At 65.4% G+C, this 17,774-nt stretch carries 16 protein-coding genes; 5 read left to right on the forward strand and 11 right to left on the reverse strand.

All coding sequences use genetic code 11. The features are described 5' to 3' along the window. Positions 1-12: 12 nt before the first annotated feature. The 3 genes from ACXJ16_RS01965 to ACXJ16_RS01975 all read right to left on the reverse strand — a co-directional run bounded on the left by ACXJ16_RS01965 (position 13) and on the right by ACXJ16_RS01975 (position 2,266). Positions 13-561: a hypothetical protein gene (locus ACXJ16_RS01965; RefSeq protein ID WP_324696143.1), complete on the reverse strand. Its 549-nt coding sequence runs from the start codon at positions 559-561 to the stop codon at positions 13-15. A gap of 120 nt (positions 562-681) precedes the next feature. Further along, complete coding sequence (locus ACXJ16_RS01970) at positions 682-981, reverse strand: hypothetical protein (protein WP_324696141.1); 300 nt, start codon at positions 979-981, stop codon at positions 682-684. Positions 982-1,066: 85 nt separating this feature from the next. Then, entirely contained in the window at positions 1,067-2,266 is a 1,200-nt protein-coding gene (locus ACXJ16_RS01975; protein ID WP_324696140.1) for an aspartyl/asparaginyl beta-hydroxylase domain-containing protein, read from the reverse strand. A gap of 70 nt (positions 2,267-2,336) precedes the next feature. Between ACXJ16_RS01975 and ACXJ16_RS01980 the strand changes: the two genes are divergently transcribed. After that, positions 2,337-3,359 (forward strand): hypothetical protein, encoded by a 1,023-nt coding sequence (locus ACXJ16_RS01980; protein WP_324696138.1) that lies wholly within the window; start codon positions 2,337-2,339, stop codon positions 3,357-3,359. A gap of 154 nt (positions 3,360-3,513) precedes the next feature. Here ACXJ16_RS01980 and ACXJ16_RS01985 read toward each other — a convergent pair whose 3' ends face one another. Next, entirely contained in the window at positions 3,514-6,444 is a 2,931-nt protein-coding gene (locus ACXJ16_RS01985) for a TonB-dependent receptor domain-containing protein (protein WP_132469320.1), read from the reverse strand. A gap of 485 nt (positions 6,445-6,929) precedes the next feature. On the opposite strand from ACXJ16_RS01985, the gene ACXJ16_RS01990 reads away from it, so the two are divergent. Genes ACXJ16_RS01990 through ACXJ16_RS02000 form a run of 3 tightly spaced genes read left to right on the forward strand, consistent with a single transcriptional unit; the run spans position 6,930 to position 9,260 of the window. Then, a complete protein-coding gene (locus ACXJ16_RS01990; RefSeq protein WP_054440562.1) occupies positions 6,930-7,715 on the forward strand; it encodes an SDR family oxidoreductase in 786 nt (261 codons plus the stop codon). 23 nt (positions 7,716-7,738) lie between these two features. Beyond that, a complete protein-coding gene (locus ACXJ16_RS01995; RefSeq protein WP_054440557.1) occupies positions 7,739-8,380 on the forward strand; it encodes a TetR family transcriptional regulator in 642 nt (213 codons plus the stop codon). Further along, entirely contained in the window at positions 8,370-9,260 is an 891-nt protein-coding gene (locus ACXJ16_RS02000) for a phosphorylase family protein (RefSeq protein WP_324696125.1), read from the forward strand. Before ACXJ16_RS01995 ends, ACXJ16_RS02000 begins: the two co-directional genes overlap by 11 nt. Positions 9,261-9,278: 18 nt before the next feature. Here ACXJ16_RS02000 and ACXJ16_RS02005 read toward each other — a convergent pair whose 3' ends face one another. The 7 genes from ACXJ16_RS02005 to ACXJ16_RS02035 all read right to left on the reverse strand — a co-directional run bounded on the left by ACXJ16_RS02005 (position 9,279) and on the right by ACXJ16_RS02035 (position 16,687). Then, positions 9,279-10,298, reverse strand: coding sequence for a type II secretion system F family protein (locus tag ACXJ16_RS02005; protein ID WP_054440556.1), 1,020 nt, complete (start codon positions 10,296-10,298; stop codon positions 9,279-9,281). A 19-nt stretch (positions 10,299-10,317) separates the two neighbouring features. Continuing rightward, on the reverse strand, positions 10,318-11,289 hold the full coding sequence (locus ACXJ16_RS02010; RefSeq protein WP_454797469.1) for a type II secretion system F family protein: 972 nt from the start codon (positions 11,287-11,289) through the stop codon (positions 10,318-10,320). 29 nt (positions 11,290-11,318) lie between these two features. After that, positions 11,319-12,626: a CpaE/TadZ family protein gene (locus tag ACXJ16_RS02015; protein ID WP_324696118.1), complete on the reverse strand. Its 1,308-nt coding sequence runs from the start codon at positions 12,624-12,626 to the stop codon at positions 11,319-11,321. A gap of 3 nt (positions 12,627-12,629) precedes the next feature. Further along, positions 12,630-13,298: a CpaD family pilus assembly protein gene (locus ACXJ16_RS02020; RefSeq protein ID WP_324696115.1), complete on the reverse strand. Its 669-nt coding sequence runs from the start codon at positions 13,296-13,298 to the stop codon at positions 12,630-12,632. A 14-nt stretch (positions 13,299-13,312) separates the two neighbouring features. Further along, complete coding sequence (locus ACXJ16_RS02025; protein WP_324696114.1) at positions 13,313-14,830, reverse strand: type II and III secretion system protein family protein; 1,518 nt, start codon at positions 14,828-14,830, stop codon at positions 13,313-13,315. A gap of 50 nt (positions 14,831-14,880) precedes the next feature. After that, on the reverse strand, positions 14,881-15,903 hold the full coding sequence (gene cpaB / locus ACXJ16_RS02030; RefSeq protein ID WP_054440549.1) for a Flp pilus assembly protein CpaB: 1,023 nt from the start codon (positions 15,901-15,903) through the stop codon (positions 14,881-14,883). Between the two features lie 85 nt (positions 15,904-15,988). Then, positions 15,989-16,687 (reverse strand): A24 family peptidase, encoded by a 699-nt coding sequence (locus ACXJ16_RS02035; protein ID WP_324696111.1) that lies wholly within the window; start codon positions 16,685-16,687, stop codon positions 15,989-15,991. Between the two features lie 91 nt (positions 16,688-16,778). Between ACXJ16_RS02035 and ACXJ16_RS02040 the strand changes: the two genes are divergently transcribed. Next, the gene (locus tag ACXJ16_RS02040; protein WP_463921746.1) at positions 16,779-17,771 is read left to right on the forward strand and encodes an alpha/beta fold hydrolase; all 993 of its coding nucleotides are present in this window, start codon (positions 16,779-16,781) and stop codon (positions 17,769-17,771) included. Positions 17,772-17,774: the final 3 nt, after the last annotated feature.

Here is a 17,774-nt window from a genome sequence, read left to right on the forward strand (position 1 = left end):
CGTTGCGGCAGGTCAGTTGACCCGATGTGCTTTCAGCGCTCGGCCGCCCTTGAAGCGGACCCAGTAGGACCCGAGAGCGGCGGCTTCCAGTTCAACGTCGTCGCCCACCTTGGGCATGCGAACCGTGCCCAGTGCTTCGTTGGTCTGCCACTGTGCTCCGTCTGCCAACGTGAAGAGCAGCTTTCCGCTGGCCGCTCCCCGGACCGAGGAAAGCGTGGTCTTGATGAGCTTGACCTCTTCCTCGCCGCTTCTTTCCCCGCCCCCGAAAAGATCGACGCGAGGAAGGGTGAAGCCGAAGAGCGAGCGGCGGACTTCACGAATGCCTTCCTTGTCCACGACCTTCACACTGCCGGTTTCGATCGCTCCCAGCAATATTCGGCTTTCGCGATCGAAGCAGGCGAGGCGTTCGCCGGAATCGGCGATTGCTCGACACGCCGCAAGCTTGGCCACATCCGGAGGAAGCGCTCTGTCGGAATCCTTGGCCTGCGCTGGACATGCGGCGAAAGTCGCGAGAAGTCCCACCGCGCCAATGGCCGCGCTGGGCAGAAATCGGTGTGCCATGCTGGAAACAGTCCCCTCGGAATTCTTCACCCGACCCTAGCGGGCGACCGCCGGTTTGCAAGCGCGGCTCGGCCGGATGCGCTTGCCTGGGTCGGGAGAGCAGGTGTTTCAGCGCTGGCCTTACTGGCCGCCGGGGCGACTGCGGCTGTAATCGACGATGTCCCTTGCCGCTTCGCTGCCGCGTTCGCGCAGGCGGCGCCATTCACCGACGGGCTTGCAGACACGTTCTCCGGCGAGGCGGCTGCCGGTAACCTTGATCATGCGGCACTTGATGACGTCATCGGGGTCGGTCAGCGCATTCGGTGCGGCTGCCACCGGTGTTGTTGTTGCGGCGGCTGGTTCGGCGGCCTGCGCAGCCGCGCTGACACCGAGGCAGCCGAGCAAGGGAAGTGCGGCAGTAGCTAGAACGATTCGGAACATGTGGAGATCCTGATTTTCATCTAAAGGCAAAGTACCGCGAGCAGCGTTGCGGCGCAAATGAACTGTCGCGGCGTTCCAAGCGGACTTAGCGGCCGATATCGTGTTCCTGGGGAGAAAGTCCCAGTGAGTCCGCTACATCGCAGAACTCGATGATCGCGTCCTGTTCAACCTGCGAAAGGTGAGGGTTCCAGGCATCGAAGATCAACAGGATTCTATCCTCTTCTCCGTGGTTCCATGCTTCGTGGTCGATCGTGTCGGAGAAAGCGAAAGGCTTTCCCTCGATCCATTCCCGTTCTTCGCCGCCCACGCGAAAGCCGCATTTTGGGGGTACTACGAGCGGCAGGTGGATGATCGCCCGGGTGTTGGTTACGCCTGTGTGTGGCGGGATGACTTTGCCGGGTTTCAGGACGGAGAAGAACGCGGTTGGCGCGCGATTGGGAATGCGGGCCATCGGAACCGCGTCAAGCGCCGCGAAGGTGGCAGGGCAATGCTCTGCAAGTGCCTCGTTGCGGGTGCCGTATTCCCAGAGGAAGCAGGCGCTCCAGTCAAGCTTCCCGTCGAGCACGGCCCATGGGCCAGCATGGCCGCCCTTGGGCATCTGGACATACGGCCTGAAGAGATGCCGGCAGTTCGCAAGCACATGAACCGCTTCTGCGCGAATCTTGTCAGCCTGGGCGGCGAGCTGGTCGAACCATGGGAACAGATCGTCATCGAAGAACTCGTCCGCTGGCAGAAATGGGTAATGCAGCCCCGAACAGCGATCGTTGAAGATCTGGCGCTTGCCGGTCGCTGCGTCGAGAAAGGCGCGGGCACGGCGCGCGTCGCGGCCCTGAAGCATTTCCAGCCTGCTGGAGACGCGGGTTTCCATGCCCTGTGTCAGCGTCGCCTGAATGCCGGCGATCACCCGCTGGCCTTGCGCCACTTCCTCTGCGAGCAGGGGCGGCAGTTCTCCGATCGCCTGACTCATTTGAATGACGGCGTGCCACGCGGAGAGGGCTTGCGATTCCTCACCGCGTCGTGTCCGCAATTGGGCGGTGCGCAGCCAGGCAATGAAATCGCGCGCGTCCAGCGCGATCGCGGCCTTCAGCGCCGCAATTTCGCCTTCGTCGTCTCCCGCCGCCCTGCAGGCCGTCGCCAGGTTCCGTTGCAGCGCGCCTGATTCCGGGTCGGCCTCTGCTGCGACCCGATGACAATCGATTGCGGTGGCAAAGTCGCCACTTCGTAACGCTGCAAGGCCTCGCGCGTTGGCGCTTGCCGCGAGTTCGTTGACTTGGGAATCCCCCATTGATGCCCCCTGAATTTACCCCTTGCCCTCGATCTTGCCATTGCCTCTCGGACGTAGCAAGAAGGCCGTCATGACGCTGTCAACAGATATGCAGGTTCCCGAGGCGGCCTGGCTCGCCCACCGTTACGATCCCGCTCAGGACAGCTACCAGTTCCGCCGGATCGAGCGGTCAGGGCGCCAGCAGGTCCCGTTCCTGACTGACGAACATCTGGGGGTGGAGACAAGCCCGGTCGTCATCCGCCGGCAGGCACTTGCCGACTGGGATCGGGCAGCGGGATGCCAGCCGCATTTCATCTTCCATTCGGCATTCTGCGCCTCGACCATGTTGGTCCAGGCGCTGGACCTGCCCGGCATCGCGGCGGGGCTTTCGGAGCCGGTTCTTCTCAACGACCTGATCGGATGGCGTCGCAGAGGCGCAGACCCGAGACAGATGGGGGAAGTGGCGGCGGATATGCTGGCGCTCATAGCCCGCCCGTTCGTGAAGGGAGAGCGGACGGTGATCAAGCCGTCCAACATCGTGAATCCGATCATTCCGGCGCTGATGAACCTTGCCCCTGATTCAAGGGCGGTTCTTCTCTATGCTCCGCTTGAGCCGTTCCTGCTTTCGGTCGTGAGAAAGGGATTGTGGTGCAGGATCTGGTGCCGGCAGCTTGCGAAGGGATATCTCGTAGATCGTTACCTGGATTTCGGTTTCAGTCCCGAGGAACTGTTCCTGCAAACCGACCTGCAGATCGCCGCATTGGGCTGGCTCGCGCAGCAGCGTCATTTCGCGCAAATCGCGGCTCAGATGCCTGACCGGGTCGCCACCCTGGATAGCGAGGCCTTGACGCGTCGCCCCGTGGATTCGGTGGCGGCGGTCTTGCGCCATTATCGCCTTCCGGTGCCTGACCGGGACGTGCTGGCCGGTCAGCCTGCCTTGCACCGCGACAGCAAGAGCGGGGACGCATTCTCGGCCGGGCAGCGCCAGCGCGATCAGGATACCGCGCGCATGGCTCACCGCGATGAAATCGGGACAGTCCTGGAATGGGCGTCCACGATTGCCGCGGCTCAGAATATTCCGCTGGAACTTCCAAACGCCCTGAATTTCGGCTGATTGCCGATGGCGCGGCGGCCGCCGCCTGCACGTCCAGGGCTATAGCCTTGGCGTAGGCCGCGGTGCGCACCTGAATTCTCGCGCTTTCATGTGCCGCAAAGAAAAAGGGGCGGACGTTGCCGTCCACCCCTCAATCTCAAATCGTCGGTAACGATTAGAAGCGCAGCTTTGCAGCCACGGCAAAGCGACGGCCCAGAGCGTCGTAGGTCGACGGGTAGGTGTTGCCGCTGTTGTATGCGGTCGAACCGATGTTCGAGCCGACGATCGGCGGCTTCTTGTCGAACAGGTTCTGGATCGTGACCGTGAACGTGACGTTGTCGGTCGCGTTGAAGCGGGTCGTCAGGTCGAAGTAATCGAACGCCTTGATCCGGTTGAAGTCGACGTTCTTGCCGGCAAGCGCGCCGACGTCGTCGCCAAGGGTGCCCTGGAACGCTTCGCCGAAGTCTTCGTACTTGAAGCTGTCGATGTGGCGCCACAGCAGCGAGACGTCGATGTTCTCGAATGCCAGGGTCGTACGGGTCGACCACTGCCACTTCGGCTGAAGCGAAGCGCAGTTTTCGGAGTAGAGGCCGACGCAGTCACGTGCAACGCCAGTCGGCGAGGACTGGAACACGCTCTTGTCGGTCCAGTTGCCGTTCAGCGCCAGGATCAGGTCCGCGAAACCGATGTTACGGCGATAGTTGGCCGTGAAATCGATACCGGCGGTCGACAGCTTGCCCTGGTTGCTGAGGTTGAGGGCAAGGCCCGGCGTGGTGGCCGGATCGCCGCTCAGGCCGCCGTCGAGCGGGTTACGCTGGATGGCAAGGCAGGCAGGGTTGGTGACGCTGAGGTTGTCGAAGCAGGCCGACATGGCGTCGCCCGGCGTCGGCGTGGTGATCGCGTCCTTGATCTTGATGTTGTAGTAGTCGACCGTGAGCGACAGACCGGGAACGACGCTGGGCTGGAAGACGACACCAAGGGTCCAGGAGTCCGACTTTTCGGGCTTCAGGTTGATGTTGCCGCCGCCCGTGTAGTTGGCCTGGCCGGCTGCCGGCTGGAAGATGTTTCCAACGTTGGCGGCAGTCGCACCCTGAGCGATACAGACGTCACGAAGAACGCCGGTCGGAGCCGAGCGGCCCGGGATCGCGCCGCCGGTGTCTGTGAAGGTGGCGCAGGGATCGTCCGACAGGTTGGTGAGGGCGGTGGTGACCGGGTAGAACAGCTCGTAGATGTTCGGGGCGCGAACGGCACGGCTGTAGTTACCGCGCAGCTTGATGTCCGAAACCGGACCCCAGACGCCGCCGACGGTCCAGGTCGTGGTATTGTACTTCGGGCTGCTTGCAGCGTCGACTTCGTAGTGCGACTGGCGGACGCCTGCGTTCAGCGAGAGTTCCTCGAAGAACGGCTTGTCCTGAACCAGCGGAACCTGAAGTTCGCCGAAGACTTCGTAGACCTTGTAGCCGCCCTTGATGTTCGGGGCCGCGCCGCCGGCACCGCCGAGGTCGCCGGTCTGGGCAAGCGTGTCAGAAGCCTGGCTGGCGTTGTATTCGCGGAATTCGACACCGGCCGCGAACGAGATCGGGTCGGAGGCGAACGGCGAACTGACGCCGATGTTGCCGCTCAGTTCCGCAGTGGCCTGGGCCAGCGAGAAGCGGTTGATGACAGTCGATTCCTCGGTGAGGAAGTCGATCTGCTCAGCCGTGAGCGTGGTGGCATCCGGGGTGAACCAGTTGACCGGGATACAGCCATCGGTCGTGCCTTCGAGGCAGGTGGAGCTGTTGGTCGCCAGCAGCGAGTCGCGAATGCGGCTGTTGAGCGTGTAGCCCTTGATGGTCTGGATGTTTTCGGATTCGCCATAAGCGCCCGAAACGTCGAACTGGATGTTGCTGGTTACGTCACCGCGAATACCGGCACGATAGTCGAACATCGTGGTCTGGTAGTCGGAGATACGCGGACCGACTTCGACGGCACGACGGTACATCGAGGTCGTGGCGGTGCGGTAGTTCGGGTCGTTGGGATCGGTTGCGGCGGCTGCGAGGGCGCAGGACGCAGCGTCGAGGCCGGCGATCGAGCAGAACGAGCTGCGCAGGCCGTCGTTCAGGAACGGGTTCGAGATCGGAATGTCGACCGAGATGCCGAATGCGCCCGAGGGGGCGATGACCGTCGAGACGGTCTGCTTCGAGAACATGCCGCGGCTGTAGATCTCGATGTTGTCGGCAACTTCATACTTCGCGGAGCTGAAGATGTTGAAGCGTTCGAACGGCGTGCTGAAGATGTTCGACGGGTTGAAGTTGTAGGGCTGGTAGTAGGGAACCAGGCTCTGGCCGTCAGGCGCGATCTGCTGGGCGCCGAAGCGGGTCGGAAGGGTCGTGCCCGAACCCGAGGCTTCGCCCGAGAAGCTGTCGACGTTGTAGACCGAGTAGCCGCGCTGGCCCTGGTAGACAGGGTCTGCCTGCTGATAGCCGATGCCCAGGATCACGTGACCGCGGCCATCGTCGAACGAGGCGCCGGTCGACAGGTCGGTACGGAAGGTGGCGCCGTCGCCCTGTTCGGTGATCTGGTAGCTGCTGTTCAGCTCCAGGCCTTCGAATTCGTTGTTGATGACGAAGTTGACGACGCCCGAGATGGCGTCGGCACCGTAGGTGGCCGATGCACCGCCGGTCAGGACGTCAACGCGCTCGACGAGGGCGAGCGGGATGTTGTTGAGGTCGACACGGCCGACCAGTTCGGCGGGGACGATGCGCTGGCCGTCCAGCAGGACGATGTTGCGGTTCGAACCGAGGCCGCGAAGGTCGACGTAGCTTGCGCCGCCGTTGCCGTTGTTGACCGCGGAACCGATCGACGGGACGATGCCCGGAATTTCGCGCAGGACTTCTTCGGCAACGTTGTTCTGGGCCAGCTGGATCGTGTCTGCGGTCGTGACGTTGACCGGGGCAGCTTGCGTCAGGTTCGGGTTGTTGATGCGCGAACCGGTGACGACGATGGCTTCGCTCGCGGGTGCTTCTTCAGTCGCCGCGTCCTGCGCGTAGGCGCCGGTTGCGGTGAACGTGAAGGCGGCAACGCACGTTGCGCTCCGGAGAGCGGCCTTCTTCAGAGATGTTTTCACTTTTGTGTCCCTTGTTGCTTTCGTCCGCCTGTCAGGTGCGTGACCAATCCTGATGGGCGAGCCGGATGCCAGCAGTGGGTGTGTATGCACATGCCCCTGCCATGTCGGAGGTTGTCGCGGCAGGCGATCCGGCTTTCAATCCCCTTCGCCGCGTTGCGCAAATTGTCTCGGAGGCTGTGATCTTGCTGCAACAGTGCTACGGTATTGCACGCAGTTTGCAGTCTTGCCCGGAAGAATTCAGGTGTTTGCCGAAGGAAATGCAATGTTGCATTTCGGCATGTCGGGTGCCGCAAAATTGCTCTGCGTATCGCTGCGGTGAAATCGTGTTGCGTGCGGGTGCTGCGCCGCATCGAATGGATTGACCGCATGAGCACCGGCTTTTAACCGGGTGCTTAAATCGGCCGGATGGCCCGCTGCCGGGCTATTGTGACGCGGAATTAAGCATTTGGTGCCTGGAAAGTAGGCACGGGCGAAAGGGATTGTGGATGAAACTGGATAGCAGCATGGCCGCGGTCGTTACCGGCGCGGCGTCCGGGCTGGGTGCCGCCACTGCGCGGGCGCTTGCGGCGCAGGGTGTCAAGGTTGCGGTGTTCGACCTCAACGTGGAGGCAGGGGAAGCTGTCGCCGCGGAGATCGGCGGCGTGTTCTGCGAGGTCAACGTCACGGACGATGCCAGCGTCGATGCAGGCTTCGCCAAGGCGCGCGCCGCGCATGGACAGGAACGTATCCTCGTCAACTGCGCGGGCATCGCGCCGGCCGCCAAGACGGTGGGCAAGAACCGCGAGACGGGCGAACCGCGCGCGCATGACATGGCGCTGTTCGAGAAGGCCATCGCCATCAACCTCGTCGGTACGTTCCGTTGCATCAGCAAGTCGGCGGCGGGCATGGTGACGCTCGATCCCCTGGACGAGGCCGGTTCGCGCGGAGCCATCGTCAACACCGCATCGGTCGCGGCGCAGGACGGCCAGATCGGGCAGGCGGCCTATGCGGCATCCAAGGGCGGCGTGCTTGCCATGACCCTGCCGGTCGCGCGCGATCTCATGGGCGAGGGTATTCGCGTCAACACGATCCTGCCGGGCATCTTCGAGACGCCGATGATGGCGGGCATGCCGCAGCAGGTGCAGGATGCGCTCGCGGCGATGGTTCCCTTCCCCAAGCGACTGGGCAAGCCCGCCGAATATGCCAAGCTGGCGCTCTTCATGCTGGAGCACGACTATATGAACGGCGAATCCGTCCGCCTCGACGGTGCGATCCGACTGGGGCCGAGGTAAGGGCCGCAAGGGCGCGCGGGCCGATGGCGCAGGGCACTTCCTCCACCGAATCCGGCACGCCGCCCCCCGGCGCGCGGGCGCAGCTGCTGGAAACGGCCAGCGCGATCATGCGGGATGGCGACGTGATCGACATCTCGCTGTCCGAACTGTCGCTGCGCTCGGGGCTCAATTCCGCGCTGGTGAAGTATTACTTCGGCAACAAGGCCGGGCTGCTCAAGGCGCTGCTCGATCGTGACTGGCAGGCCATCGTCACCAGCGTGGACGCGCTGCTGGCGAAGGACGGCTGGTCGCCCGAGGCCAAGTTGCGGCGCCATCTCTGGAAGGTCGTCGATACCTTCTACGAAGTGCCTTATCTCAACCGCCTGACGATGCGGATGGTGCGCGAAAGCGACGATGCCGAGGCGCGCCGCATCGCCGACTGCTATCTCTCGCCGATCTACCGCGCCTATGAACAGCTCATCGGCGACGGGGTGCGGGCGGGTGTCTTCCGTGAAATCGATCCGCAACTGTTCTACTTTACCGTGACCGGGGCGGTGGACCGGTTCTTCTCGGCGCGGCTGGTGCTGAAGCATTGCTTCGACCAGGACACATTGACCGAGGAACTGCGCGACCGCTACCGCGAGCACACGATCGACATCATCATGGCAGGTATCCTTGCGCGCTGAGAAAAGCAGCTTCTGGCACATCGGCATCATCGGCGGCTCCGGCCTGGCTGCCGGCATCGAACTGGAGGATGCGCAGGAGATCGCCGTCTCCAGCCCCTTCGGCCAGGCGTCCGGCCCGGTTACGACCGGGCGGCTGGGCGAGGTGCGCTTCACGTTCATCGCCCGCCACGGCGCCGGCCATGCGATACCGCCGTCGGCCGTGAACTACCGCGCGAATATCGACGTGCTCAAGCGTTGCGGCGTGACGGACGTTCTGGCGCTCTCGGCGATCGGTTCGCTGCGCGAGGAGATGGCGCCGGGCCATATCGTCATGGTGGACCAGTTCATCGACCGGACGGCGGGCCGCGCCGGCAGCTTCTTCGGCACCGGCCTTGTCGCGCATGTCAGCCTTGCAGATCCGACCTGTCCGCGGCTTTCGGCCATGGCCGGGGCGGCGGCGGAGCTGGCGGGCGCGCATGTGCATCCGGGCGGATGCTACCTTGCCATGGAAGGGCCGCAATTCTCGACCCGCGCGGAAAGCCGCATGTATCGCGGCTGGGGTGCGGACGTCATCGGCATGACCGCCATGCCCGAGGCGCGACTCGCCCGTGAGGCGGAACTGCCTTACGCCGTGCTGGGCATGGTTACCGACTACGATTCATGGCGCGAGGAAGAGGCCGGCGTCGAAGTGAGCCATGTCCTGGAGGTCATGCATGCCAATGCCCGCCTCGCGCGTCACGCGCTGAGGGCGCTGGCTGCCAGCCTGCCTGCGCGGCGGGAGCCGAGCCCGATCGACACCGCGCTCGAACATGCGCTCATAACCGCTCCGGAAGCCCGCGATCCGGCGCTCGTCGCCCGGCTGGACGCAGTGGCCTGCCGTTTGTTCGGCGAGCGGGACTAACCCAGCTGGGCACCGCCATCAGTGCGACGGCGGCGGGTGCGGGTCTCCGCCGGAGAATGCGTCCGCGATCGAGCAGGCCGCCGGGCCGAGGATGACCACGAAGAGCGTGGGCAGGATGAACAGGATCAGCGGAACGGTCATGATCGCGGGCAGGCGCGCGGCCTTTTCCTCGGCGCGCATCATGCGTTCGTTGCGGAATTCGGCGGAGAGCACGCGCAGCGCCGAGGCGAGCGGGGTGCCGTAGCGCTCGGTCTGGATCATGGTGGTGACGACGCCGCGCATCGCGTCGAGATCGACGCGGTAGGCGAGGTTCTCGAACGCCTGCCGACGCTCGGTGAGGAACGAAAGCTCGATCGAGGCGAGCGAGAACTCCTCGCCCAGTTCGGGGTAGGCGCGGCCCAGTTCGCGGGCGACACGGTCGAAGGCGGCGTCGACAGTGAGGCCCGCCTCCGCGCAGATCACCAGCAGGTCGAGCGCGTCGGGCAGGCCCTTGCGGATCGCGTCGGTCCGCTTGGTGATCATGTTCTTGATGAAAACGTCCGGGCCCTTGTAGCCGGCGATCAGCATCGCGGCGAAGCCCATGAACTTCTTGAAGCTGCTCCATTCGGGAAAATAGTCGATCGCGTAGATGACCAGCGCGGCGGTGCCGCCCATCACGATCGGTGCGACGAGGCGGGCGAAGACGACCGCGACGGCCCATTCCTTGTTGCGGATGCCCGCTTGCGCCAGCTTCTGCTCGATGTCGCGAAGCTGGCTGTCCTGAAGCACCTTGAGCGAGCCGAGGAAGGCGCCCATGCGGTCGGTCGTATCGTTGCGGCGGACCACGCTCTGGCGCTTGCGCGGGGCGGTGGCGATCCCGGCCTTGAGCGCTTCGCGGCGCTGGTTCAGCGCTTTCACGCGCTTGGCCATGGGATCGCGCACGGTGACCGCGGCATAGATCGCCAGCAGCACCGAGGCGGCGGCAACGATGGCGAGCAGCGTGCCGACGAAGATCACGTCGAAGCCGAGGAGCGTCGGACCGGCGGGTTGGTTTGGCATCTTGCCTGCTATCCTTCGCTCAGATCTCGAAGCTGACCATCTTGGCCATGATGAAGGCGCCGATCCCCATCCACACCGCGCCGCCCATGCCGGCGACCATCAGGCGCTCGTCGATGAAGAACTTGCCGATGTAGCCGGGGTTGATCCACCAGATCATGCCGAAGACGATGAAGGGCAGGGCGCCGACGATATAGGCCGAAGCCTTCGATTCCGAGCTCATCGCGCGGATCTTGAGCTTCATCTGGGCGCGCTTGCGCAGTACGTCGGCAAGGTTCGCAAGGGTTTCGGCGAGGTTGCCGCCGGTTTCCCGCTGGATCGCCAGCGTGATGCAGAAGAAGTTGAATTCCGGGATTTCGAGCCGATCGGCAGTTTCCTGGAGGGCGTCCTCCATGGTCTTGCCGATCTTGATGCGCTCGGTCACGAGCTTGAATTCCTGGCCCACCGGGCCGGGTATTTCCTTGGCGACCACGCCCAGCGTCTCGGTGACGGGCAGGCCGGAGCGCAGGCCGCGCACGAGCAGTTCGATGGCGTCCGCGAACTTGACGATGAAGCCGTTGGTGCGGCGCGCAATCAGCTTGTTCAGCACGAAGTGCGGCACGCCGCCGCCGATGAACAGGCCCACTGCCAGCGCCAGCAGCGGGGCGCCGGACTTCAGAAAGACGAGCGCGGCGACGACCAGGCCCACTCCGGCCGAAACCGAGATGTACTGCTTCAGCGTCCAGCTCCTGCCGGAGCGGTGCAGGCGCAGGGCCAGCGCGTCGATCCGAGAGCCCGAGCCCGCCGTGCGGTGGACCTTGGGCTTGCGGGCCGCCACGGCCTTGCGCATCTGCGCTTCCATCCGGTCCGTCGCGCTCTGCGAATGGCGATAGCGGACGGCCTTCAGCCGGCGTGACGATTCCTTGGCCGGAGACGGGCCGGAGAATGCCGCCAGGATGAGCCCGATCATGCTCAGCAGGCCAACCGCCACCAGCAGAAGCTGCATCATGTTCATCTACGCCCGCCTTCCGTGAACCGCGCGCCTCAGCGGGCGGCGGTTTCCTTCCGGGCGGCCTTGCCCATGAAGGACTTGAGATCGAACTTGCCGAGCAGCGAAGTCTTGCCGGCGGTGCTCTTGCCGGGCTGCGCCTTTCCGGCAGAAGCCAGTTCCGCCGCCTCGCCGCCTACCTCGATGATGAGGCGCGACAGGTCGCGCATCGCCGCACCCGCCCGGTTCGAGCGGTTGGCGTCGGCAAAAGTCTGGCCGAGCTTGGCTGCCATCGAGGCGGCCTTGAGGTCATAGGGGATCGAAAGCTGGATCGGCGCCTCGATCGAGGCTTCGAAATCGGCGCGGGTGATTTCCGCAAGGCTCGGCTGAACCTTGTTGGCCACCAGGATCACGCGGGCCTGCGGCGCATTCGCCTTGAGCCAGGACAGGATGCGGATGGTGTCGCGCGCCGAGGCGAGGCTGAGTTCGACCACCAGCACCACCACGTTCACATTGGCGACGAGCTGGGGGAAGTTGATCAGCATGTTGCGCGGCATGTCGATCACGGTCATCTCGAAGGCCTGCCGGAACTCTTCCTCAAGCTGGAGGAAGGCGGCGCCGTCGGTCATCAGCGGGGTGCTGATCGGCGCTTCGGCCGAAAGCAGCGCGAGATTGTCGTTGGCCCGGATCATGGCGCGTTCGATGAACAGGCCGTCGATGCGGCTGGGGTTCTCGATCGCGTCGGTCAGGCCGCGGCCCGGTTCGAGATCGAGGCAGAGCGCGCCGGTGCCGAAATGGATGTCGAGGTCGAGCAGGGCGGTCGGCAGCTTGTTGTCGGCGCTGAACAGCCATGCGATCGAAGTGGCCAGCGTGGATGCGCCGACACCGCCGCGCGTGCCGATCACGGCGGTGGAAACATGGGTTCCGGCGGAACCGGCCTCCGACGGGCGCGGTGCGGAGAACACGGCCTGCGCATGGGCCAGCGCATCGCGCACCTGCCCGGGCGAGAGGGGCTTGAGCAGGTAGTCGTGAATGCCGCTGGCGAGCAGGTCGCGGTAGAGGCGCACGTCGTTGACCTGGCCGATGGCGATCACCACCGTGCCCGGCTCGCAGACTTCGGCCAGCGCGTTGATGTCGTTCAGCGGATCGCCGCTTTCCGACAGGTCCACCAGCAGGATGTTCGGGCTCGCCGTGATCGACAGGGACTGGACCGCGTTGCGCAGCCCCCCCTTGTTGCACTTCTCCGGCTGCCAGCCCATTTCGAGGGCAATCGGGCGCAGCACGTCGAGCGAGGCCTCGTCGCAGAGATAGGCGGCGAAGGGGTCGCGTCCGCTCGGGCCACCGGATTTCCAGGGTGCGTTCATGACTCAGTTGTCCTTGCTGGAAGTCGCCTTGACGGTGGCCCCGCCGGTTGGCGCCGCGTTACGATAGGCGTCGATCGCCTTGGATGCGCTCATCACCGTGGTCTGGCCGGTCGTCTGCGCGCCGTGGAGCAGGTCCTCCGGGTTGGCGATCATCGCGGCGAGATTGGAATTGGTGGCGCAGCCGTAATTGCTGGTGAGGCCGTTGTTCGGATTGAAGTCGCTCTTGGCAGACCAGTCAGGGCAGCCGGGCACCGACGCCCGGGTACGGGCCACCACGATGCGTGCGCTGCCGGCGGTGACATATCCCTCGGTAACGGGTGTGCCCTCGGCCAGGGTCAGGCCGTAACGTCCGGCCACGGCTTCCACCGCGCTGCGCACGGCTGGATTGCGCGAGGGATCGTCGATGAAGACGCGGTCGCCGTACTTGAGTCCCATCGCGTCGAACCAGCCGGCAAGACGGCTCTGCTCGCCCTGTGCCAGCCCGCTGTCGCCCGCTCCATTGCCGTTCGTGGCGAGGTCGAGCGTGTAGTTCACTTTCTCGACGACCGGCTGGTGCACGCTGTTCATCGAACGGTTGGTGGCCATGCCGCCGCAACCGGCTACGAGCAGGCCGAGCGAGAGGGCGATCGAGCCGGCGACGAGGCGCCCGGACCGCGCAATCTGGATGGACATCGGGTTCATCTTTCTCACTTCAGGCTGAAGCCGGGCTGGGGGGCGGTGCCAGTGGCGGCGGAGCGCTTCGACTTGCCCTGTGCAGGAGCGGACCCGTCGGCATCGCCGATTCCCGGCGCTGCTGCTGCGGCGGGCTGGCTGCCCTTGCCCTTGCTCACCCCATCGCTCTCCATGTTGCCGAGGAGGCGTTGCAGGTCGTTCGGCGCGTTGAAGCCGTCTGTCGGCAGCACGATCTGCGAGGCGTCCACCGGGTTGACGAGATAGGGCGTGACGATGATGACCAGTTCGGTCTCGCCGCGTTTGTAGCTGGTCGAGCGGAACAGCGAGCCGAGGATCGGCAGGTCGCCCGCGCCCGGCAGCTTCTGGATGGTGTTCTGCGAATTGTTGCTCAGCAGGCCCGCGATCATGAAGCTCTGGCCCGAGCCGAGTTCCACGGTCGTCTCGGTGCGGCGCACGGTGAGTGCCGGCACTTCGTACCCGTTGAAATTGACCGCGCCCTGGCTCGAAAGCTCGGAAACCTCTGGGCGCACGCGCATCGAGATACGGCCGTTGGCCAGCACCGTGGGCGAATAGCTGAGGCTGACACCGTACTTCTTGTATTCGATCGAGGTGGTGCCGAGGGCCTGGCTGATCGGGATCGGATATTCACCGCCCGCCAGGAACTCCGCCGTCTCGCCTGAAAGGGCGGTGAGGTTGGGCTGGGCGAGCGTGGTGACGAGGCCGATGGTCTCGCCCGCGTCGAGCGAACCGAGGATGTTGACCCCGAACAGCTTGCCCGCTGCGGCAAGAGTGGAACCGGTGGTGATCGGATTGACGCCGGAAGCGCCGTCGGGCGGAGTGGCTGTGCCGAGAGATCCGCCCGGGACATGCTGCTCGAACCATCCGCTGCGGCCCTGGCCGACGCCGAACTTGAACCCGCCCGTGCTGTCCACGGTGGTCAGGTTGGTCTGGAGCGACTTCACCAGCGAGCGGCTGACTTCGGCGATGCGGACCTGGAGGTTGACCTGAAGCGGGGTCGCCATGCGCAGGCGGCTGATGACGTTCGAATCCTTGCCCGCGTAGGCCTGGACGAGGCGCTCGGCCTCGGCCGCGTCTTCCGGGGTCTTGATCGTTCCCGTAAGCAGGAAGGTGTTTGAGCCCATCGTGGAAACGCCGATCTTTGCCTCGGGCATGGCGAGCCGCAGCATGGCGTCCACGCTGTCGAGGTTGGAGCCGACCCGGACGGTTGCCGACCAGATCACCGCGCCCGCCGAATTGCTGGCGTAGACGGTAGTGGTGCCTCCCGCCTTGCCGAAGACGTAGAGCTGGCGGGCGGATTTGACCTGCACGTCGGCCACAGCGTCATTGGCGACGAAGACGTCGGCCATGGCGCCCGGCACGTTGACGAGCTGGCCGTTGCCGATCGAGAGCGTGAGATCTTGTGCGGGCTGGACGACGGACTGGGCGCTGGCGGGCGTTGCCGCGATCGGCGAGGCCAGCGGCGCAATCGCGCAGGCGGCGACCAGCATGGACTTGAGAAGGCGCGTCTGCATCGTGTGATCCTTCGTCGGATGGATGCGGCCAATGGCGGTGAGGGCAGGCATCAGCGGCTGCTCACGGGGACTTCGACGGTTTCCTTGCCGCGCGTGACGCGGACGACGGGCCCCGTGCGGACCGGCGCCGCCGAGGACGGGCCCTGCGGCGCGCTGGCGACAGTGACCGTGCGCGCGGCCACTTCCGTGCTCGTCGCCGGGCGGCTGGAGCGCTGGAAGCGGGAAACGTCGCCGCCGGTCATGTAAGTGGAGATCCCTTCGAGCGGGCGCTCCATGGCCTGCTTCATGATCTTCTCTTCCTGCTCGCGGGTCGCGCCTTCGGGCACCTTGATGTCGCCGCTGGCGAGGATGCGCTCGAACTCGCCCTGGTTGTCGGCTATGGCGCGCAGCGAGAGGCTGAGCGTGCCGATCTCCTGCGCCACGGCGACTTTCTCGGCGATGCGCGGCGTGACTTCGAGCGTGACGGTGCTGAAGGCGTGAACCACGGTCTTGCCGTCCACCACTTCGTTGTCGGTGGCCTGGTCGGTGGCGAGCACGCGCAGGTTGCGCAGGATCGTTTCCGAGGCGCGCAGGGCGTCGCCGCCGTCGCTGCCGCGCACTTCCTGCGTCAGCACGAGGTCTACATGGTCGCCGGGAAAGACGAAGCCGCCCACGCCGGTCTTGGCGGATACGGGAATGGTCACGGCGCGCATGCCGGGGCCGAGCGCGGCGGCAAGGAAGCCGCGATCGCCCGGCGCCACCAGCGCGCCCTGCGTCACCGGCTGGCCGGCGGTGATCTGGAAGCGGACGACGGTGCCGAGCAGCTTCTGCATGTCGGATTCGCCGTCGATGAAATAGGCGTCCTTCACCAGTTCCTTCGGCCAGTCCTGATAGGACACGGCGTCCGCGGTGATGATCGTGCCCACCGGCAGGGCGCGCTGGGCGACGAGGACCTTGGGGCCGGTCGGCTGGGCCTGCTGGGCGGCCTCCGCCTGGGGCGCGGCTGCCCCGGCGAACATCGAGCGGGCTGCCATCGCGGTCACCACTGCAATCAGCAGCGCGGTGGCCAGCAGCACCAGCTTCTTCCTATCCATGCTTATGCGACCCCTTCAGAATACCCGAGTCCCGAAATCCTCGAGCAAGTCCCTGCATTTTCATCCGGATTGGTTAAAATCGGGTTCATCCAACAAGGCTGGTGGAAAGCGCCTGCTCTCCCATCACCCAGAGCGCGGCCGCCGAGATCGCGACTCCGTAGGGAATGGGGAGGCGGGACTTCTGGCGGCGCATGATGTGGCGGAAGCCCGACAGGAACAGCGCAGCCACCGCGAGCGCGGCAAGGGCGAGCATCCAGCCCTGCGGGACCGCCGCATGGATTGCGGAGAGTCGTTCCGGCGAAACCACCGGCCGATGCACGGCAAGGGCATAGACGATGGCCCCCGCCGCCCAGACCCAGCCGAGCGCGACGAGCCAGCCCAGCGCGTCCCGCAGCTTCTCGCCGGGAACGCGCTCCATGTTGAAGGCGGCCATGGCGATCGAGGCGCCGCCGCCGATCATCGCCATCAGCACGATGAGCTGCCCGAAACTGGCGGGCACGAACCACAGCGCCAGCGCGGCGAGCAGCTTGACGTCGCCGCCGCCCATCTGGCGCAGCGCGAACAGCACGCAGGCCAGCGCGAAAGTCACGGCGGCAAGGCCGATCTGCCATGCGATGTCGGCCCAGCCGAAACCGGCGGCCCACCACCACAGCGGGGCGGCAAGGGCAATGGCGAGATTGAGCCCGTTGCCGATCTCCCGCCGCCTGATATCGGTGAAGGCGGCGCGCAGCAGGGCGATTGCCAAGGCCAGCAGCAATGCATACGAAAAGGCTGTGCCCGGCATTCGTGAATTCCCCTTTGCCCGTGCCACGATCTAGCGGATACCGCTTACCAAACAGTAACCACTGTGCTGAGGCCGAATTCGCCACGTGACCATTGAAACCCTTGAGAACAAGCCCGTTTCCCCAGAGCCTGCAAGCGCCGCGCGCGCCCGCCGGGCGATCCCGGAAGATGCGGTGGAAAGCCGCTGGAACGGTCCGTCCGGGCCGGAACCGCTGCGCCGGATCGACTGGCCGGCGCCGTCCGCTCCCCGCGGCTCGCTGCTGTTCCTGCCCGGGCGGGGCGACACTTACGAGAAATGGCTCGAATCGCTTGATCAGTGGCACCGGGAAGGCTGGGCGGTCAGTTCGATCGACTGGCGCGGACAGTCGCTGAGCGGGCGGCTGGGTTTCGATGCCACGACCGGGCACGTCGCCGATTTCGGCCTCTGGATAGACGACCTTGCCGCTTTCTGGAGCGCCTGGGCGGCGGAGCAGCCGGGGCCTCATGTTCTCGTCGGCCATTCGATGGGCGGTCATCTCGCCATGCGGGCGGTGGCGCAGGGCAAGGTCGCCCCGGACGCGCTCGTGCTGTCCGCGCCGATGCTGGGCATCCATCCTGCATGGCTGCCCGCGAACCTGCTCCATGTCGCCGCGCGCGGGCTTGCGGCGCTGGGCGATCCGCGCCGTCCGGCATGGAAGCATAACGAGAAACCGGGGCTGTTGCCGCAGGCCCGCTCACGCCTGCTCACTCATGATGACGACCGCTATGCCGACGAGGCATGGTGGCGCCGCGAACGGCCGGGAATCGCGATGGGCCCGGCAAGCTGGGGCTGGATCGAACGCGCGCTCGCCTCGATACGCCTGCTGGAGGGCAGGGGCGTGCTTGAGGCGGTGGAGGTGCCGGTGTTGCTGCTGGCGACACGGCATGACGGGCTGGTGTCCTGGCCCGCCATTCGCCGTGCCGCGCGGCGTCTGCCAAGGGCCGAACTCGTCGTCTTCGGGGGCGAATCGCGCCACGAAATCCTGCGCGAAAGCGATGTCGTGCGAGACCGGGCGCTCTCTGCCATACGGGACTTCCTGAACCGGACTGCGCCCGCTAGGGGCTGAAAC

This window comes from Novosphingobium sp. TK71, from assembly GCF_055361505.1.

Bases quoted from the DNA above. Each gene is read 5' to 3' on its own strand.
- ACXJ16_RS02005 (WP_054440556.1), bottom strand. From the start codon at position 10,298: ATGCCAAACCAACCCGCCGGTCCGACGCTCCTCGGCTTCGACGTGATC.
- ACXJ16_RS02015 (WP_324696118.1), bottom strand. From the start codon at position 12,626: ATGAACGCACCCTGGAAATCCGGTGGCCCGAGCGGACGCGACCCCTTC.
- ACXJ16_RS02025 (WP_324696114.1), bottom strand. From the start codon at position 14,830: ATGCAGACGCGCCTTCTCAAGTCCATGCTGGTCGCCGCCTGCGCGATT.
- ACXJ16_RS01970 (WP_324696141.1), bottom strand. From the start codon at position 981: ATGTTCCGAATCGTTCTAGCTACTGCCGCACTTCCCTTGCTCGGCTGC.
- ACXJ16_RS02010 (WP_454797469.1), bottom strand. From the start codon at position 11,289: ATGAACATGATGCAGCTTCTGCTGGTGGCGGTTGGCCTGCTGAGCATG.
- ACXJ16_RS01995 (WP_054440557.1), top strand. From the start codon at position 7,739: ATGGCGCAGGGCACTTCCTCCACCGAATCCGGCACGCCGCCCCCCGGC.
- ACXJ16_RS01980 (WP_324696138.1), top strand. From the start codon at position 2,337: ATGACGCTGTCAACAGATATGCAGGTTCCCGAGGCGGCCTGGCTCGCC.
- ACXJ16_RS01975 (WP_324696140.1), bottom strand. From the start codon at position 2,266: ATGGGGGATTCCCAAGTCAACGAACTCGCGGCAAGCGCCAACGCGCGA.
- ACXJ16_RS01990 (WP_054440562.1), top strand. From the start codon at position 6,930: ATGAAACTGGATAGCAGCATGGCCGCGGTCGTTACCGGCGCGGCGTCC.
- ACXJ16_RS02035 (WP_324696111.1), bottom strand. From the start codon at position 16,687: ATGCCGGGCACAGCCTTTTCGTATGCATTGCTGCTGGCCTTGGCAATC.
- cpaB (WP_054440549.1), bottom strand. From the start codon at position 15,903: ATGGATAGGAAGAAGCTGGTGCTGCTGGCCACCGCGCTGCTGATTGCA.
- ACXJ16_RS01965 (WP_324696143.1), bottom strand. From the start codon at position 561: ATGGCACACCGATTTCTGCCCAGCGCGGCCATTGGCGCGGTGGGACTT.
- ACXJ16_RS02020 (WP_324696115.1), bottom strand. From the start codon at position 13,298: ATGTCCATCCAGATTGCGCGGTCCGGGCGCCTCGTCGCCGGCTCGATC.